At 60.6% G+C, this 16,867-nt stretch carries 16 protein-coding genes; 5 read left to right on the forward strand and 11 right to left on the reverse strand.

Annotated features, from left to right (window positions below):
• Positions 1-63 precede the first annotated feature (63 nt).
• Entirely contained in the window at positions 64-1,032 is a 969-nt protein-coding gene (gene ybiB, locus B4M48_RS06720) for a DNA-binding protein YbiB (protein WP_039383385.1), read from the forward strand.
• A 48-nt stretch (positions 1,033-1,080) separates the two neighbouring features.
• On the opposite strand, the gene B4M48_RS06725 is transcribed toward ybiB, so the two are convergent.
• From B4M48_RS06725 to hutH, 3 genes are all read right to left on the reverse strand, one after another.
• Entirely contained in the window at positions 1,081-2,238 is a 1,158-nt protein-coding gene (locus B4M48_RS06725) for a M20 aminoacylase family protein (RefSeq protein ID WP_071669016.1), read from the reverse strand.
• A gap of 170 nt (positions 2,239-2,408) precedes the next feature.
• Entirely contained in the window at positions 2,409-4,094 is a 1,686-nt protein-coding gene (hutU, locus tag B4M48_RS06730) for a urocanate hydratase (RefSeq protein WP_071669017.1), read from the reverse strand.
• Between the two features lie 10 nt (positions 4,095-4,104).
• Positions 4,105-5,658, reverse strand: a complete 1,554-nt coding sequence (gene hutH, locus B4M48_RS06735; RefSeq protein WP_039383390.1) for a histidine ammonia-lyase — start codon at positions 5,656-5,658, stop codon at positions 4,105-4,107.
• 318 nt (positions 5,659-5,976) lie between these two features.
• Here hutH and hutC point away from each other — a divergent pair, with 318 nt between their 5' ends.
• On the forward strand, positions 5,977-6,732 hold the full coding sequence (gene hutC, locus B4M48_RS06740; protein ID WP_039383392.1) for a histidine utilization repressor: 756 nt from the start codon (positions 5,977-5,979) through the stop codon (positions 6,730-6,732).
• On the opposite strand, the gene B4M48_RS06745 is transcribed toward hutC, so the two are convergent.
• The gene (locus B4M48_RS06745) at positions 6,716-7,258 is read right to left on the reverse strand and encodes a HutD family protein (protein ID WP_071669018.1); all 543 of its coding nucleotides are present in this window, start codon (positions 7,256-7,258) and stop codon (positions 6,716-6,718) included. The genes hutC and B4M48_RS06745 overlap by 17 nt on opposite strands.
• Complete coding sequence (locus tag B4M48_RS06750) at positions 7,255-8,610, reverse strand: formimidoylglutamate deiminase (RefSeq protein WP_104084696.1); 1,356 nt, start codon at positions 8,608-8,610, stop codon at positions 7,255-7,257. The genes B4M48_RS06745 and B4M48_RS06750 overlap by 4 nt, the downstream gene beginning before the upstream one ends.
• 85 nt (positions 8,611-8,695) lie before the next feature.
• Between B4M48_RS06750 and hutI the strand changes: the two genes are divergently transcribed.
• Together hutI and hutG are read left to right on the forward strand one after the other, a co-directional pair.
• Entirely contained in the window at positions 8,696-9,913 is a 1,218-nt protein-coding gene (hutI, locus tag B4M48_RS06755) for an imidazolonepropionase (RefSeq protein ID WP_039383397.1), read from the forward strand.
• Positions 9,910-10,695, forward strand: a complete 786-nt coding sequence (hutG, locus tag B4M48_RS06760; protein ID WP_039383398.1) for an N-formylglutamate deformylase — start codon at positions 9,910-9,912, stop codon at positions 10,693-10,695. Before hutI ends, hutG begins: the two co-directional genes overlap by 4 nt.
• Positions 10,696-10,699: 4 nt before the next feature.
• Here the strand turns inward: hutG and B4M48_RS06765 are convergent, their stop codons facing one another.
• The gene (locus B4M48_RS06765; protein WP_071669021.1) at positions 10,700-11,326 is read right to left on the reverse strand and encodes a flavin reductase family protein; all 627 of its coding nucleotides are present in this window, start codon (positions 11,324-11,326) and stop codon (positions 10,700-10,702) included.
• A gap of 161 nt (positions 11,327-11,487) precedes the next feature.
• Between B4M48_RS06765 and rlmF the strand changes: the two genes are divergently transcribed.
• On the forward strand, positions 11,488-12,411 hold the full coding sequence (gene rlmF / locus B4M48_RS06770) for a 23S rRNA (adenine(1618)-N(6))-methyltransferase RlmF (RefSeq protein ID WP_104084699.1): 924 nt from the start codon (positions 11,488-11,490) through the stop codon (positions 12,409-12,411).
• Between the two features lie 65 nt (positions 12,412-12,476).
• Here rlmF and glnQ read toward each other — a convergent pair whose 3' ends face one another.
• From glnQ to rhtA, 5 genes are all read right to left on the reverse strand, one after another.
• Positions 12,477-13,199, reverse strand: a complete 723-nt coding sequence (gene glnQ / locus B4M48_RS06775) for a glutamine ABC transporter ATP-binding protein GlnQ (RefSeq protein WP_039383405.1) — start codon at positions 13,197-13,199, stop codon at positions 12,477-12,479.
• Positions 13,196-13,855: a glutamine ABC transporter permease GlnP gene (gene glnP / locus B4M48_RS06780; protein ID WP_039383407.1), complete on the reverse strand. Its 660-nt coding sequence runs from the start codon at positions 13,853-13,855 to the stop codon at positions 13,196-13,198. Before glnP ends, glnQ begins: the two co-directional genes overlap by 4 nt.
• Positions 13,856-13,941: 86 nt before the next feature.
• The gene (glnH, locus tag B4M48_RS06785) at positions 13,942-14,688 is read right to left on the reverse strand and encodes a glutamine ABC transporter substrate-binding protein GlnH (RefSeq protein ID WP_039383409.1); all 747 of its coding nucleotides are present in this window, start codon (positions 14,686-14,688) and stop codon (positions 13,942-13,944) included.
• 306 nt (positions 14,689-14,994) lie between these two features.
• The gene (gene dps, locus B4M48_RS06790; protein ID WP_039383410.1) at positions 14,995-15,498 is read right to left on the reverse strand and encodes a DNA starvation/stationary phase protection protein Dps; all 504 of its coding nucleotides are present in this window, start codon (positions 15,496-15,498) and stop codon (positions 14,995-14,997) included.
• Positions 15,499-15,803: 305 nt separating this feature from the next.
• On the reverse strand, positions 15,804-16,694 hold the full coding sequence (gene rhtA / locus B4M48_RS06795; protein WP_039383412.1) for a threonine/homoserine exporter RhtA: 891 nt from the start codon (positions 16,692-16,694) through the stop codon (positions 15,804-15,806).
• Between the last annotated feature and the right edge of the window lie 173 nt (positions 16,695-16,867).

The following is a 16,867-nucleotide window of genomic DNA, read 5'->3' on the forward strand; positions in this document are numbered from 1 at the left end:
GCTGAGCGGCTACTCGTTCCGGCCGCCGCACTGCGGCGCGCCCAGAAAGCAGGAAGCGTAACTATGGAACTGAATAAAATTATTAAAGAGATCGGGCGCGGTAAAAACCATGCGCGCGATATCGATTTCGACACTGCGGTGGCGCTCTACAGCGCCATGCTGGCAGACGAGGTGCCGGAGCTGGAGCTGGGTGCGATCCTGATTGCGCTGCGGATTAAAGGCGAAGGCGAAGCGGAGATGCGCGGTTTCTATCACGCCATGCAACAGCGTATGCTGCGGCTGCAGGCGCCGGCCGGCCGGCCGATGCCGATTGTGATCCCCAGCTATAACGGCGCGCGCCGTCAGGGCAATCTGACGCCGCTGCTGGCGCGGCTGCTGGTAAAGCTGGGCTTTCCGGTGCTGCTGCACGGTGTCAGCGAAGACGCCACGCGCGTAACCAGTGAAGCGGTGCTTGCCGCATCAGGCATCGCGGCGGTAACGACCGCCGCGCAGGCGCAGGCGGCGCTGGATAACGGCGAGCTGGCGTTTATCACCATCGATAACCTCTGTCCGCCTGTGGCCAGACAGCTGGCGCTGCGCTGGCGGATGGGCGTGCGCAACAGCGCGCATACGCTGGCAAAGCTGGCCACGCCGTTTGCCGAACGCGCCGCGCTGCGTCTTGCCAGCGTGTCGCATCCTGAATATGTGCCGCGCGTCGGCGCATTTTTCCAGGCGATAGACGCGCCCGCTATTCTGCTCAACGGCACGGAAGGCGAGGTGTATGCCAGTCCGCTGCGCTGTCCGGCGATCAACTATATTGCCGGCGCGGCGGGTGAGGCGCAGATCTGGGTTGAGCGGCAGCCGGAGCGTGTGGAAGCGCTGCCGGAGAACAAACAGGCTGAAACCACCGCGCGCTGGAGTGATGAGGTGCTGAACGGCACGCGTGCCGTGCCGCAGTCGCTGCGGCTGCAGCTCGCCTGCTGCCTGGTGGCAACGGGTGAAGCGGCAAACTTATCTGCTGCTGAGATCAGGCTGCAGCAGGCGGGCATGTAAGCGCGGTGCAGGGCGTGCTGCGCACCCGGTTTAGCAGACGGCAGCGGCTCAGCGTTTCGCCAGTACGCTCTCCACCAGTTTCTGCCAGAAAGTAATCCCCACCGGCAGCAGCGCATCATTAAAATCGTAGCTGGCGTTGTGCAGCGGCGCAGAAGGCACCTCGCCGTCGGCGCCCAGCCAGAAGTAGGCGCCCGGACAGGCTTCCAGCATACAGGCGAAATCTTCTGACGCCATCGACGGGCTGCACGCCCATTTTACCTGCGCGTCCCCCAGCATCTGCTCCGCCACCTCGCGCACCTGCTGTGCCGGGGCAGGGTGATTTGCGGTCACCGGATAGCCGGGATACCAGTGAATGTCACCGCTGACGCCAAACGGTCGCGGCAGCGCGGTCACAAACTCTTCAATCAGGCCGCGCACCCGCTCGCGCACCTCCGGCTGCAGACAGCGTACCGTGCCGCGCAGCGTGATCTGCTCCGGGATGACGTTAATCGCCTCGCCGCCGTGGATCTGCGTCACGCTCACCACGGCGGACGCCAGCGGCGAAAGGCGGCGTGAAGGGATGGTCTGCAGCGCCAGCACCAGCTCAGCCGCCACGACCATCGGATCGGCGCCGCTTTCCGGCATGGCCGCATGGCAGCTGCGGCCGGAAAGGGTGATCTCAAAGGAGTCGAGCGACGCCATCATCGCCCCCGGATTCACCGCCAGCGTGCCGAGCGGCAGTCCGGGCCAGTTGTGCATTGCATAGACGGCATCCATAGGGAAGCGCGAGAAAAGACCTTCTTCTACCATGCGGCGTGCGCCGCCGAGGTTCTCTTCGGCGGGCTGAAACAGAAAGTGGATGGTGCCGCTGAAATCGCGCGTGGCGGCGAGCTGGCAGGCGGCGGCCAGCAGAATAGCGGTATGGCCGTCGTGACCGCAGGCGTGCATCACGCCGGGCCGGGTCGATTTCCACGCCGCGCTGCCTTTTTCTGTGATCGGCAGCGCATCCATATCAGCGCGCAGCCCAATCACCGGCCCCGGACCGTTCTCCAGCGTACCAATGACGCCGGTGCCCGCTATGCCGCGGAATACCTGAAGCCCGGCCTGCTCCAGTACGCGGGCGACCAGCTCGCTGGTCTGCTGTTCCTGATAGCCCAGCTCAGGCAGTTGATGTAACTGATGACGCCAGTTAAGGGCATTTTCCAGCAGGAGAGCAGGCAGACTCATAACAGAGGGCTCCGTTTGCAACGCGCGCCAGCGCAGGGGATAAGTCATCACTGTAGTGATATGTCGTCGGAGCGTCTATCGCTAAAAGGAATAATTTGGCTATAGATTATATCCTTGTGGAATATACAACCCTCACTGATAGCGGCTACGCTTCCCTGCGTAAACGGCCGTTACGTTAGCATCGGCAGGTTCAGCCCGTGCCGCACGGCGCACGCCTGCGCCTGCTCGTAGCCGGCATCGGCATGGCGCATTACCCCGGTGGCCGGGTCATTCCACAGAACGCGCGCCAGCCGTGCATCCGCCTCCGGCGTACCGTCACAGACAATTACGACGCCGGCGTGCTGGGAAAAACCCATGCCGACGCCGCCGCCATGATGCAGGCTGACCCAGGTGGCGCCACCGGCCGTATTCAGCAGCGCGTTAAGCAGCGGCCAGTCAGAGACCGCGTCTGAGCCGTCGCGCATCGCTTCCGTTTCGCGGTTAGGCGATGCCACTGAACCGCAGTCGAGATGATCGCGGCCAATCACCACCGGCGCTTTCAGCTCGCCTCTGCGTACCATCTCGTTGAACGCCAGCGCGGCCAGATGGCGTTCGCCCAGTCCGAGCCAGCAGATACGGGCGGGCAGGCCCTGAAAAGCGATACGCGCCTGCGCCATGTCGAGCCAGCGATGCAGATTGAGGTTATCCGGAAACAGCGACTTTAATTTTGCGTCCGTTTTATAAATGTCTTCCGGATCGCCCGAGAGCGCCACCCAGCGAAACGGGCCTTTGCCCTCGCAGAACAGCGGGCGGATATAGGCGGGAACAAAACCAGGGAAGTCAAAAGCGTTGCTGACCCCCTCGTCCAGCGCCACCTGCCGGATATTATTGCCGTAGTCCACGGTCGGCACGCCCATATGGTGAAAATCGAGCATGGCCCGGACGTGCACTGCCATGGAGGCGCGCGCCGCCTGTTCAACGCCTTTCGGATTGCGCTGGCGCTCCGCCTGCCAGCGAGCCACCTCCCAGCCCTGCGGCAGATAGCCGTTGACCGGATCGTGCGCAGAGGTCTGATCGGTCACGATATCGGGGCGTATGCCGCCGGCGCGGGCGCGGTTTACCAGCTCCGGCAGGATCTCCGCCGCATTGCCCAGCAGGCCGACAGAGATCGCCTCTTTTGCCGCCGTGGCCTGTTCAATCAGCGCCAGCGCCTCATCCAGCGTACGCGCTTTGTGATCGAGATAGCGGGTGCGCAGGCGAAAATCGATGCGCGACTCCTGGCACTCAATCGCTAATACGCAGGCACCCGCCAGCACGCCGGCCAGCGGCTGTGCGCCGCCCATGCCGCCGAGGCCCGCGGTGAGGATCCAGCGACCGGTAAGATCGCCGTTATAGTGCTGGCGGCCCGCTTCGGCGAAGGTCTCAAACGTTCCCTGCACAATGCCCTGGGCGCCAATGTAGATCCACGAGCCGGCGGTCATCTGGCCATACATCATCAGGCCGGCGCGATCCAGCTCATGAAAATGATCCCAGTTCGCCCAGTGCGGCACCAGGTTAGAGTTAGCCAGCAGCACGCGCGGTGCGTCGGCATGGGTGCGGAATACGCCCACCGGTTTACCGGACTGGATCAGCAGCGTCTCATCCGGCTGCAGCAGGCGCAGCGAGCGCAGGATCTGCTCAAAACAGGGCCAGTTACGTGCGGCTTTGCCGATGCCACCGTAGACCACCAGATCGTCCGGACGTTCGGCGACATCGGGGTCGAGGTTATTCTGGATCATGCGCCAGGCCGCTTCGATAAGCCAGTTAGCGCAGTGCAGTTCACTGCCATGCGGGGCACGGATTTCGCGGGCCACGGCCTGCGTCAGGGTTTCGCTCATGATTCACTCCTCAGTGCTGGTTCTGGCGCTGGCTCGGCAGCAACGTTATTAGCGCGTCGGGCCACTGCGTGCCCGCAGCCCACAGACGCATCGCTTCGATATCGGGTGCCAGCAGGCGGTCGCTGGCAAGAAACGCCACCCTGCTGCGAATGCGCTGCATCTCCTGTTCAAGGATGGCCGAACTCTGCAGCGGCCGGTGAAACTCAATGCCCTGGGCTGCGGCCATCGCTTCAATGCCGACCACCGCAGCGGTGTTAAAACACATCTCCCCGAGACGGCGTGCTGCATAGGTGGCCATAGAGACGTGATCTTCCTGATTCGCTGACGTAGGCAGGCTGTCTACGCTGCCAGGGTGCGCCAGCGATTTGTTTTCTGATGCCAGCGCGGCAGCGGTCACCTGGGCAATCATAAAGCCGGAGTTGACGCCGCCATCCTGCACCAGGAAAGGCGGCAGGCCGGAGAGAGTGCTGTCGAGCAGCAGCGCCAGACGGCGCTCGGAGATAGCACCTATTTCGGCCACGGCGAGCGCAATAATGTCAGCCGCAAACGCCACCGGCTCGGCGTGGAAGTTGCCCCCGGAGATCACTTCACCGCTGTCGCTGAAAACCAGCGGGTTATCGGAGGCGGCATTGGCCTCAATCTGCAGGACGCGCGCGGCGTGGCTGAGATTATCAAGGCAGGCCCCCATCACCTGCGGCACGCAGCGGACAGAGTAGGGATCCTGGACGCGTCCGCAGTGGGTGTGCGACTGCAGGATCCCGCTGCCGCTGAGCAGCGAGCTGACGGCGGCGGCGACAGCGATCTGGCCAGGCTGGCCGCGCGCCTGATGAATGCGCGCATCATAGGGTTTAACCGAGCCTTTAATCGCCTCCAGCGAGAGCGCGCCCGCCATCAGTGCAGCAGCAAAGAGATTTTCCGCTTCAAACAGGCCGCGCAGCGCCAGGGCCGCTGAGACCTGGGTTCCGTTCAGCAGCGCCAGTCCCTCTTTTGGCCCGAGGACAATCGGCGTCAGTCCGGCGCGCGCCAGACCTTCCGTTGCCGGCCGCCGTTCACCGGCAATGCGCACCTCGCCTTCACCCAGCAGCATCAGCGACAGGTGTGCCAGCGGAGCCAGATCGCCAGACGCGCCTACTGAGCCCTTAGCCGGAATAGAGGGCATCACGCCGGCGTTAAACAGCGCCAGCAGGGCATCCACCAGCTCAATACGGACGCCGGAATGACCGCGCGCCAGACTGATAATCTTGCTGGCAACCACCAGACGCGTGACGTTATCCGGCAGCAGATCGCCGAGGCCAACGCTGTGCGACAGCACCAGGTTACGCTGCAGCTCAGCCAGGCGGGCAGCGGGAATTTGCGTCTGTGCCAGTTTGCCAAAGCCGGTATTAATGCCATACACCACGCTGCCGGACGCGACGATATCGTCGACGGTCGCATGGGCGCGGTGAATAGCACTGCGCGCCGCTGGCGTCAGGTGTAACGTCACCGGCTGCTGATAGATAGTGCGCAGGGTCGCGAGATCCACCTTACCGGGTTCCAGGCAGATTTCCTGCAGTGCATGCGACATGATCTACTCCTGTATATACAAGTAAGTGGCGGGAAAAGTCACGCTTCTTAACGCCATGCGTCAGGTTACTTCACCCGCGGTAAACCGAGTGAAGCACAGGTTTGTTATTCCTGTCTATACAAGTAGCAAGCGCTATGCCAGTTTCACTGCAATTTGTGAAATGTGCCGCACTGCGGGCAGGCAGGCTAATCAGCCAGCCTGCTGCACGCTAAAGCAGCAGCCTCTGCACCCGCAGCCGCTGCGCTGCACTACTGCATGTCTATACATCTGCCTGGCGGAACAGTAAACTTTCCTTCTCAGAGCAGAAAGGAACAGCAGATGACCGAGCAAACGGCACTGGCGCAGTTAGCCGCCGCAATGGGCGATGAACCGGCACCGATTTACCAGCGCGTCAAACAGGCGATTATCAGCCAGATCCGCGCGGGAGAGTGGAAAGCCAGGCAGCGTGTGCCCTCCGAGAGCGAGCTGGTCAGCGAGCTGGGCGTGAGCCGGATGACCATCAACCGCGCGCTGCGTGAACTCACCGCCGAGGGCTACCTGCTGCGTATGCAGGGGGTGGGCACCTTTGTCGCGGAGATGAAAGGCTACACGGCGATGCTGGAGGTGCACAATATTGCGGATGAGATTGCGCAGCGCGGTCATCAGCACCGCTGCCAGATCCTGACCCTGACGCAGGGGCGGGCGGATCCGGAGCAGGCGGCGCTGCTGGGGATGCGCACCGGCCAGCCGCTGTTTCATTCGCTGATGGTGCATTACGAAAACGATCTGCCGGTACAGCTGGAAGATCGCCTGGTGAACCCGCAGATGGCGCCGGACTACCTGAAGCAGGATTATCACAGCGTTACCCCTTATACCTATCTGATGCGGGTCGCGCCGCTGACCGCCGGCGAGCATATTGTTGAGGCGGTACTGCCCGATTTGCGCCAGCGCAGGCATCTCGCGCTGGAGGAGCACGAACCATGCTTATTGATTCGGCGGCAGACGTGGAGCGACAGTAAGATCGTGACCTATGCGCGGCTGCTCTATCCCGGCTCGCGCTATAAGCTGCTGGGACGTTTTAAAGGACACGGCTGAGCCGGCACCAGAGCAGCAGGGCATCGCAGCTCTGCGGTGTCAGCGTCAGTGGCTCATCCAGCCACCAGATCCCCTGCGTCTGGTGCAGGACCTCGCCGGAGGCGTACTGCCACGCACCGGCTAACACATACGCCACCCCGTGCCGGCTCTGCTGCGGTGCCTGCTGCAGGATGCTGACCTCCGCCCGCCAGCTGTCGCGGCGGGTCATGATATTGAAATCGCTGCAGCGGCCGTGCACTGTCGCCTGCACCGGGGCTTCTCCGGCGAAGCGCCACGGCTGACAGGGCTGCAGCCGGTGCGTCAGCCCGCCGCTCTGCAGCAGCGGGCTGTCGCCCTGCAGCAGGGTAATCACCCGATCCACGCCAGGAAACAGCGAAAAAGGGCCGCTGGCGTCAAGCGTGGCGATGCTGGCCCGCCAGGCGAAATCCGCCGCGCCGGGGGGAAAGCTGACGATTTCGCGCGTCTCGCCGCCGCCGTTGCGCCAGCGGCTGACCGGCAGCGCGTCGTGGCAAAAGCGGCGGATCACTGCAGCGCCCGCAGCGCGTCGGCAACGCGGATGGCCGCCTGCGCCTCTTCTGCATGCTGGCCGTCAGCGATCACCTGCCGGCCGGCGACAAACGTATCGCGGATCCCGCTGCGCGCGCCGGCAAACAGCCAGCGATTGAGCAGCGCATCGGAAGGGGTTGCGCTGAGCAGCGGGTCGTCGCGCAGTACCAGCCAGTCGGCGCGCAGGCCGGGTGCCAGCACGCCGCTGCGGATGCCACACGCCTGAGCGCCCCCGGCCGCAGCCTGCTGCCACAGCAGATCGCCCACCGACGGCTGCTGCGGCAGCGCCAGACGGTTACGCCGCCTGTCGCGCAGCCGCTGCCCGTACTCCAGCCAGCGCAGCTCCTCACGGGCGCTGACCGAGACGTGGCTGTCAGAGCCGATCCCCCAGCGTCCGCCCCGGGCAATATAGGTACTCGCCGGAAAAATACCGTCGCCGAGGTTGGCTTCAGTCGTCGGGCATAATCCCGCAACGGCACCGCTGGCGGCGAGCTGCTGCAGCTCGCTCTCATCCGGATGGGTGGCGTGGATCAGGCACCAGCGTGCATCAACGTTAAAGCGGCGCATCAGCCAGGCGATGGGACGCTCACCGCTCCACGCCAGGCTGTCGCTGACCTCTTTTTCCTGCTCGGCAATGTGGATATGGACCGGCAGATCGCCCGGCGCTGCGGCCAGCACGTCGTGCATCTGCGCTTCGCTGACCGCGCGCAGCGAATGAAAACAGACGCCGTAGTTCAGCAGCGGTTTATCTGCGCAGACCGCGGCCACGCGCTGCAGCTGCTGCAGATAAGCGCCGGTCTGCTGGATAAAACGGCGCTGTCCGGCGCTGGCGGGCTGTGCGCCAAAACTGCTGTAGCTGTAAAGCACCGGCAGCAGCGTCTGGCCGATGCCGGTGCGCTCAGCGGCCAGCATCAGCTGCTGCAGCATGGCATCATCCGGATAGGGCTGGCCCTGCGGATCGTGATGCAGATAGTGAAACTCAGCAACCTGACTGTAGCCCCCTTTCAGCAGCTCAATATAGAGCCAGGTCGCAATGTCGCCCACCTGCTGCGGCGTCAGCCGCGCTACCATGCGATACATCAGCTCGCGCCAGGTCCAGAAGCTGTCCTGCGGATCGCCCGCCACCTCAGCCAGTCCCGCCATCGCGCGCTGAAAAGCGTGCGAGTGCAGGTTGGTCATGGCGGGAATGACGGCCCCCGCCAGCGGTATAGCAGCGCCCGGCGCGCTATCTGGCGTAACGCGGGTGATAAAACCGGCGTCGCTGACCTCCAGCGTCACGTGGCTGTGCCAGCCATCTGCCAGCTGAGCGCGCGGGGCAAAATAGGTGGTCATGGTTGATCCTTCAGGCTGGAAAGTTGTATATACATATACATACTTTAACCGGGTGTGTAAATCGCCCGTACGCAGGGAACAGGGCATGAGAGACGCGAAGCAGATCGACAGCCTGTGGCTGGGCGCAGATATCGTTACGCTGCGCGACGGGCGCTACAACATCATCACCGATGGCGCGCTGGCCGTGGATAACGGCGTACTGATATGGGTCGGGGCGCGCAGTGAACTGCCGGCATTTGCGCCGCGTCAGCGGCATACGTTTAGCGGCGGCATCATCACGCCGGGGCTGGTGGATTGCCATACGCATCTGTTGTTCGCCGGCGATCGCAGCGCGGAATTTGAGCAGCGTCTCAACGGTGCCAGCTATGCAGAAATTGCTGCGCAGGGCGGCGGTATTCTCGCCACGGTACGCGCCACGCGGTCCGCCTCACAGGAGGCGCTGGTGGCGTCAGCGCGCGGGCGGCTGGCGCATCTGCTGGCGGAGGGCGTCACCACGGTAGAAATCAAATCGGGTTACGGGCTTGATGAAGAGAGCGAACTGAAAATGCTGCGGGCCATACGCCAGCTGGCAGCCGGCGTGCCGGCTGATGTCATCGCAACCTGCCTGGCCGCACATGCGATCCCGCCGGCGTTTCACGCCAATCCGCAGGGCTGGATCGATATTATCTGCCAGCGGCTGCTGCCGCGGGTAAAAGAGGAGGGGCTGGCGGATGCGGTGGATGCGTTCTGTGAACATCTGGCGCTGTCGCCTGCGCAGGTCAGCGCGGTGTTTGATGCGGCGCGCGCGCTGGATCTGCCGGTCAAACTGCACGCTGAGCAGCTCTCGGCGCAGGGCGGGGCGGCGCTGGCCGCACGCTATGGCGCGCTCTCCGCTGACCATCTGGAGTACGCCAGCGAGGAGGATGTCCGCGCGATGGCAGAGCATGGCACCGTTGCTGTGCTGCTGCCGGGAGCGTTCTATCTGCTGCGCGAAACGCAGCGGCCACCGGTCGCGCTGTTCCGCCGCTACGGCGTCCCGATGGCGCTCGCCAGCGATGCTAATCCAGGGACATCACCCGCGCTTTCACTGCGGCTGATGATGAATATGGGCTGTACGCTGTTTGGCATGACGCCGGAGGAGGCGCTGGCGGGGGTGACGCTGTGGGGCGCGAAAGCGCTGGGTCTGCAGCAGACGCACGGCTCACTGGAGGCGGGCAAAGTCGCCAGCTTTGTTCACTGGCCGCTGACGCGTCCGGGCGAGCTGGCTTACTGGCTGGGCGGCGAATTGCCGTGCCGGGTTATCTATCGTGGAGAAGCACAATGAGCTTTGATTTTATACCGGGCAGGCTGCCGCTTCTGATCTCAATACCGCATGCCGGTACGCAGCTTACGCCGGAGGTTGAGGCGGGGCTGAGCGACGCGGCACGCCCGCTGCCGGACACCGACTGGCATCTGCCGCAGCTGTACGATTTTGCGCAGGATATCGGCGCCAGCGTGCTGACCGGACGCTATTCCCGTTTCGTTATCGATCTCAACCGGCCGCCTGACGACCGGCCGCTCTATACCACCGCCACTACCGGACTCTGGCCAGAGACGCTGTTTGACGGCACGCCGGTGTTCAGACCGGGCATGACGCCGGATCGGGCGACGCGTCAGCGCTATCTGCAGACCCTCTGGCAGCCCTATCATCAGCAGCTGCAGCAGGAGCTGGCGCGCCTGAAAGCGCAATATGGCTATGCGCTGCTGTTTGATGCGCACTCTATCGCTTCACGGGTGCCCCGGCTGTTCAGCGGCGTGTTGCCCGATCTGAACCTGGGAACCAGTGATGGCGCCAGCTGCTCAGCGGCGGTGAGCGACGCGCTGGAGCAGGTATGTAACGCTCAGCAGCGCTATAGCTGGGTGCTGAATGGCCGTTTTAAAGGCGGTTATATTACGCGCGCCTATGGTCAGCCGGCGCAGGGCGTCGAGGCGGTACAGCTGGAGCTGGCGCAGCACAACTATATGGATGAGTCGCTGACTTTTGCCTGGCACCCAGCGCGCGCCTCACAGCTGCAGCCGGTGCTGCAGCAGCTGATCGGCGCGCTGCTGGCGGCAGGAAAGCGTTAAACGCTTACCGCTTACGCGCGTCCGGGCGGACCAGATCAAAACGCTGCGCCTCACTGATGCCGTAATAGGCAGAAGGCCCCCCGGCGCGCAGAATCGGCTGCGCTCTGGCGGTCTGGTAAATGCCATCCTCCAGCAGGGCCTCATCAATATGAATGGCGACCGCTTCACCCAGCACCAGCCAGCTCTCCAGCTCCCCGCCCTGCGCATCCTGCAGCCGGATCAGCTGCGTCAGGCGACACTCAAAGTTAACCGGGCTCTCTGCCACCATGCTGCAGTCGATATGGGAAGCGGCAACCGGCGTCAGGCCCGCGAGCGCGAACTCATCGCTGCTGACCGAGGCGGAGCTTTCGTTCATCGCTTCCGCCAGCGGACGCGTGGCCAGATTCCAGACAAACACCTTGCTTTCGCTGATGTTCTGCACGCTGTCTTTCCAGCCGCTGCTGGCAAAGCCGATGATCGGAGGCTGGTAATTAAAACAGTTAAAAAAGCTGTACGGCGCAAGATTATCCTGGCCGCTGCCGCTCCGGGAGCTGATCCAGCCAATCGGACGCGGACCGATAATGGCGTTCAGCGGATCGTGGGGCAGGCCGTGTCCGGTCCGGGGCTGGTAGCTGTAGCGATGGCGCGTCATAAAAACTCCTGGGTCAGGGTGAAGGCACGTCGCGGCAGGCGGCGTGCATTGCAGGAAAAGGGTTCGCAGAGAGTCTGGTGTAAACGTAAAATTGCGGTAAGCGGATTGTGCGCTGGCGGCAGCCGGAGTATCTTACGCCCGCCTTACTTTCCGGAGAGACTATGAATAAGCCAGCCGCCAGTGCGCCCTTTCATCCGCGTAATCGCCATCAGGGGCGTTACGATTTTCCTGCGCTGATTGCCGCGCATCCGCCGCTTGCGCCGAAGGTTCGTCCTAACGGTCACGGCGAGCAGTCGATCGATTTCGCCGATCCGCAGGCGGTAATGCTGCTTAATCAGGCGCTGCTGAAGCTCTTTTATAACCTTAACTGGCAGCTGCCGGAAGGGTATCTGACGCCGCCGGTACCGGGGCGTGCTGATTACGTTCACGCGCTGGCCGATCTGCTGGCGGGTGATAACGGCGGGGCGATCCCGCGCGATCTGGACGTCATGGATATTGGCTGCGGCGCCAACTGCATTTATCCCCTGATTGGCCACGCCGAGTATGGCTGGCGTTTTACCGGTACGGATACCAGCGCTGAGGCGATTACCGCCGCCAGCCAGATTGTGGCGGGTAATCCCGGCCTGCAGCGTGCGGTACGTCTGCGTCGCCAGAAACAGCCGCAGGCGATTTTCAGCGGCGTGATCCATAAAAATGAGCGCTACCATGCCGTGATGTGCAATCCGCCGTTTCACGCATCGGCAACTGATGCTGCAGCGGGCAGCCAGCGCAAAGTACGCAATCTGGGACTGAAGCAGAACGCGCCGCTCAATTTTGGCGGTCAGCAGACTGAGTTATGGTGTGAAGGGGGCGAGCTGGCGTTTATCGGCAGGATGATCGATGAGAGCGTCGCGCAGGGCAGCAGCATTGTCTGGTTTACATCGCTGGTTTCGCGAAAAGAGAACTTACCGGCGCTGCGCGATCGGCTTGCGGCGGAGGCCTGTGAGGTGCGCATCGTCAATATGGCGCAGGGTCAGAAACAGAGCCGCTTCCTCGCCTGGAGCTTTATGACGCCCGCCACCCGCGCGCAGCGGATGAAGCGCTAAGCGTATCACCCGATAAAAAGGCCGCCCGGTTACCCGGTGCGGCCTTATTCAGCGCGCGCAGCGCGTCAGGAAACGTGCTGCAGGAACTCGCGCAGACGTTCGCTTGGCGGCGCGGTAATCAGGGTATCCGGATCGCCATCTTCCGCAATCGTACCTTTATCAATGAAGATCAGGCGCGACGCGACTTTCTGTGCAAACCCCACTTCATGCGTGACGATCACCATCGTCATGCCTTCCTCGGCCAGATCCTGCATCACTTTCAGAACTTCATGACGCAGCTCCGGATCGAGCGCGGACGTCGGCTCATCAAACAGCATCATTTTTGGCTTCACGGCCAGCGCCCGCGCAATGGCCACGCGCTGCTGCTGACCGCCGGAGAGTTCAGCCGGAAAATGATGCGCCCGTTCCGCCAGGCCCACTTTGCCCAGCAGCTCGCGCGCCAGCCTGTGGGCCTCCTCTTTTTTCGCGCCGCGGACGCGAATCGGACCAAAGGCGACGTTATCCAGCGCGCTCATCTGCGGAAACAGATGAAACTGCTGAAACACCATACCCGCTTCCTGACGGATCAGCCGCTCATCAACTTTCGGATCGTTGACTTTCATGCCGTCCACAATCAGTTCGCCGCTGGTGATCTCTTCCAGTTTGTTGATACAGCGCAGCAGCGTGGATTTACCGGAACCGGAAGGACCGATAATCACCACCACTTCGCCCTGATTAATTTTCAGATTGATGTCGTGCAGAACCTGCGTCTGACCGAAATTTTTAGAGACGTTTTTAAATTCAATCACAGGATTTTCACCCTTTTCTCAATACGGCGCAGCACAAAGCTCAACACCAGCGTAATAATCAGATAGATAATGGCAACCGCGCTCCAGATCTCCAGCGCACGGAAGTTACCGGCAATAATCTCCTGGCCCTGTCGCGTCAGTTCCGCCACGCCGATAACAATAAACAGCGAGGTATCTTTAATACTGACAATCCACTGGTTGCCCAGCGGCGGGAGCATACGGCGCAGGGCCAGCGGCATAATCACATAGCGCAGGGTCTCGCGGCGTGACAGGCCCAGCGCCAGTCCCGCTTCGCGAAAGCCTTTGTTGATAGAGAGCACGGCGCCGCGCGTAATCTCAGCAATATAGGCGCCTGAGTTGATCATGATGGTCACGACTGCCGCCGTGAAAGGATCGATGCGCAGATCGGGAAAAGCCATTGGCAGCGCAAAGTAAATAAACATGACCTGCACGACAATGGGTGTGCCGCGGATCAGCTCAATAAATACCAGCGCGACGTTATTGGTGATCCAGCCACCGTAGGCGCGGGCAAAGCCAGCCACCAGGCCGATAATCAGGCCGCCTATCAGGCCAAGAACGGAAATCAGCAGGGTCATTTTGGCGCCTTCGATCAGAATCGGCAGGGCTGGCCAGATGACGCTCCAGTCAAACTCCATGGTGTTACTCCGGAATATGTTGCAATGGAAAAGGTAAAAGCAGGGCGCAAAGGGCGCCCTGCTGCATAAGCCCGCTTATGCAGGCATTATTTTGGCTCAGTACCGAACCATTTTTTATAGATTGTGTTGTACGTACCGTTGTCGCGCAGCGTTTTCAGCGCGCCGTTGATTTTGTCACGCAGTTCATCACTGCCTTTTGGCAGCGCCACACCATACTGCTGAGCTTCAATAGACTCACCAACCGCTTTGAAACGACCTTTGCCGGCGGTGTTGATAAAGTAGAGAATATTCGGCGTATCATGCAGCACGGCGTCGGCGCGATTGGTTCCCAGCTCCATATAGGCGTTATCGATATTCGGGAACTGACGCAAATCTTTGGTCTTGATATGCGCTTTGGCGTAGTCCACCGAACCGGTTCCGCTTTTTACCGCAACGGTTTTGCCATTGAGATCGTCAATGCCTTTGATCTCGTTTTCGTTATTGCGCACCATCACCAGCAGACCGCTTTTATAGTAGCCATCAGAGAAGTCGATAGCTTTTTTGCGTTCGTCAGTAATGGTAATACCGGCCAGCGCCAGATCGACATTTTTGGTTTGCAGAGCCGGAATAATACCGCTGAAATCCATAGGTTTCAGGGTGTAATCGAGCTTCAGCTCTTTTGCCACCGCATCCCACAGGTCGATATCAAAACCCACATATTTGTCGCCCTGCTTAAACTCGAAAGGAACAAATGCGGTGTCGGTTGCGACAATCAGTTTTTTATCTGCGGCAGTAGAAGAAAGAGAAAAGGCCAGCGCCAGCGCGGCCACAGAGACATTAAACAGAGACTTCATCATTTTATCCTTTATTGCTCTGCAGACCTGATGGTCTGCACTACGACTGTCATATGAAAAAATTATGCCAACTTTAATAACAGCCCGAAATTACCGGCGGCAGGGCTGTCAGCTGACACGATTTTGCAGAAAAATGATCGTTTGCACCATTTGTGGGCACTATTATGGTGCATGAAACATTTTTGGTGCAGCCACAGTGTGCATCAGGATAATGACAAGGAAAGGGTGGGATGAAAGAAGTGTTAACAGGGTCAAAAAAGCGGATCTGAAGCAATAAAAAAAGGCGGGTTAACCCGCCTCTGATGATTATTCGATATTGGCTTCGATAAACCACAGGAACTTGTCGAGGTCACGGGACGCTGCGGTAAAGATATCGGCAGTATCTTCATCTTTGACTTCGGTGATCGCTTTGCGGGTATCGTTAGCCACAATGGCGTAGCGATCGGCCAGCGCTTTCAGGTGATCCTGAACGCTGTGAATGTTCAGCGGATAGCTCTGCAGCGGCGTTTTATCATTCACGACCTGCGTGGTACCCAGCGCTACGCCACCCAGCTGGATCACGCGCTCAGCGATGGTGTCCTGATGTTCGGTGATAGCAGCACGGAAACCATCCAGCATCTCATGCACGCCAATAAAGTTTGCGCCACGCATGTTCCAGTGCGCCTGTTTGGTGATCAGGGACAGGTCAATGAATTCCACAACCAGACGGTTGAGCACCTCAATGGTGGCTTTCTTTTCGCTGTCAGCCACATCATTGCGGGTGTAAATCAGATCGGAAGCGTTGTTTTTAACCAGTTTTGCGGTACTCATCATTTATGTCCTCTAATTGATGTTGTCCTAATCAAGCACGGAAATAAGTATAGCAGCTGTTATAAAATATGCTGAAGCGATCTGGCCGATAGCAGAGATAGATAAAGACATCATGCAGCGTTGCGGATGCAATCATGAATTAAGTAACCATAATCAATGGTTTATTATATAGGTCTTAAAGATGTTATCTGTGTGACAAAATAATAACGGCCCGGCGATGCAATAACGGAATGATAATGATTCCGGATGCCGGCGCAGCCTGCTGAAATAACAGGCTGCGATAGACAGCGTTAATTAAGCGTAACTCAGGCGACTTCTTTCAGACGGGCTTTCTGGCGCATGGTCAGCGTGGTGCCTGCCGACGCGGCGATAATCGCCAGCAGTCCTGACCACTGCGGTAGGGTAAGCTGTTCACCCAGAAACAGCATGCCGGAAAGGGCCGCGACAGCCGGTTCGAGGCTCATCAGGGTGCCAAAGATCCGCGCCGGCAGGCGGGTCATGGCAATCATCTCCAGTGAATAGGGAATTGCGCTGGAGAGCAGGGCGATCAGCAGCGCCAGCGGCAGGATCTCCCAGTGCCAGATGCCGGGGGAGGCAAACAGCAGTCCCAGCGGCACGAAGATAACAGAAGCGATAAGCGAGCCCATTGCCACCGTTGCCGGGCCGTGCTCCGCGCCGGCACGCTGTCCGGAGAGGATATAGATTGCCCAGCAGACGCCGGCACCTACTGCCAGCAGTGCGCCGAGCGGATCAATATGGCTGATGCCGTCACCGATTGGCAGCAGAAACCAGAGCCCGGCGACTGCCAGCGCTATCCAGAGAAAATCAAGCAGGCGGCGCGCGCCTGCCAGCGCCAGCGCCAGCGGACCGAGAAACTCCAGCGCCACGCCCACACCCAGCGGGATTGTCCGCAGGGCGAGGTAAAACAGAAAGTTCATACAGCCGAGCGCCAGGCCGTAAATCAGCAGGGGTTTACGCTGCGCCGGAGTAAAGCGCAAACGCCAGGGTTTGAAAAAGAGACAAAGCAGCAGCGTACCGAGTCCGAGACGCAGCGCAGTGATGCCGGGCGCGCCCGCGACGTCAAACAGCGATTTTGCCAGCGAGGCGCCACCCTGCAGCGACATCATAGCGAAGAGCAAAATCACAATGGGCAGCCATACGGGAAAGCTATTTTTACGAGAAAGAGGCGCAGACATCCTGTTGTCGATTCCGGAAATGAGGGGTGAGCGAAGGAGAGTAGCTTAAAGCAATTGCAGGCTGACGGGAAAAAATAAGGCCAGTTTCGCTTCAGAAAATGGCTAAAAAAGAGCCGTTTACAGGGCCAATTTTGTAAAGAATTGTCAGATTACTTTAGGAATTTACTTAAAGG

The organism is Pantoea sp. UBA6567 (assembly GCF_002434165.1).
GTDB classification, from domain to species: domain Bacteria; phylum Pseudomonadota; class Gammaproteobacteria; order Enterobacterales; family Enterobacteriaceae; genus Pantoea; species Pantoea eucrina.

Bases quoted from the DNA above. Each gene is read 5' to 3' on its own strand.
- hutG (WP_039383398.1), top strand. From the start codon at position 9,910: ATGAGCTTTGATTTTATACCGGGCAGGCTGCCGCTTCTGATCTCAATA.
- dps (WP_039383410.1), bottom strand. From the start codon at position 15,498: ATGAGTACCGCAAAACTGGTTAAAAACAACGCTTCCGATCTGATTTAC.
- glnP (WP_039383407.1), bottom strand. From the start codon at position 13,855: ATGGAGTTTGACTGGAGCGTCATCTGGCCAGCCCTGCCGATTCTGATC.
- hutC (WP_039383392.1), top strand. From the start codon at position 5,977: ATGACCGAGCAAACGGCACTGGCGCAGTTAGCCGCCGCAATGGGCGAT.
- ybiB (WP_039383385.1), top strand. From the start codon at position 64: ATGGAACTGAATAAAATTATTAAAGAGATCGGGCGCGGTAAAAACCAT.
- rhtA (WP_039383412.1), bottom strand. From the start codon at position 16,694: ATGTCTGCGCCTCTTTCTCGTAAAAATAGCTTTCCCGTATGGCTGCCC.
- B4M48_RS06725 (WP_071669016.1), bottom strand. From the start codon at position 2,238: ATGAGTCTGCCTGCTCTCCTGCTGGAAAATGCCCTTAACTGGCGTCAT.
- B4M48_RS06750 (WP_104084696.1), bottom strand. From the start codon at position 8,610: ATGACCACCTATTTTGCCCCGCGCGCTCAGCTGGCAGATGGCTGGCAC.
- hutI (WP_039383397.1), top strand. From the start codon at position 8,696: ATGAGAGACGCGAAGCAGATCGACAGCCTGTGGCTGGGCGCAGATATC.
- B4M48_RS06765 (WP_071669021.1), bottom strand. From the start codon at position 11,326: ATGACGCGCCATCGCTACAGCTACCAGCCCCGGACCGGACACGGCCTG.
- hutU (WP_071669017.1), bottom strand. From the start codon at position 4,094: ATGAGCGAAACCCTGACGCAGGCCGTGGCCCGCGAAATCCGTGCCCCG.
- hutH (WP_039383390.1), bottom strand. From the start codon at position 5,658: ATGTCGCATGCACTGCAGGAAATCTGCCTGGAACCCGGTAAGGTGGAT.
- rlmF (WP_104084699.1), top strand. From the start codon at position 11,488: ATGAATAAGCCAGCCGCCAGTGCGCCCTTTCATCCGCGTAATCGCCAT.
- glnH (WP_039383409.1), bottom strand. From the start codon at position 14,688: ATGAAGTCTCTGTTTAATGTCTCTGTGGCCGCGCTGGCGCTGGCCTTT.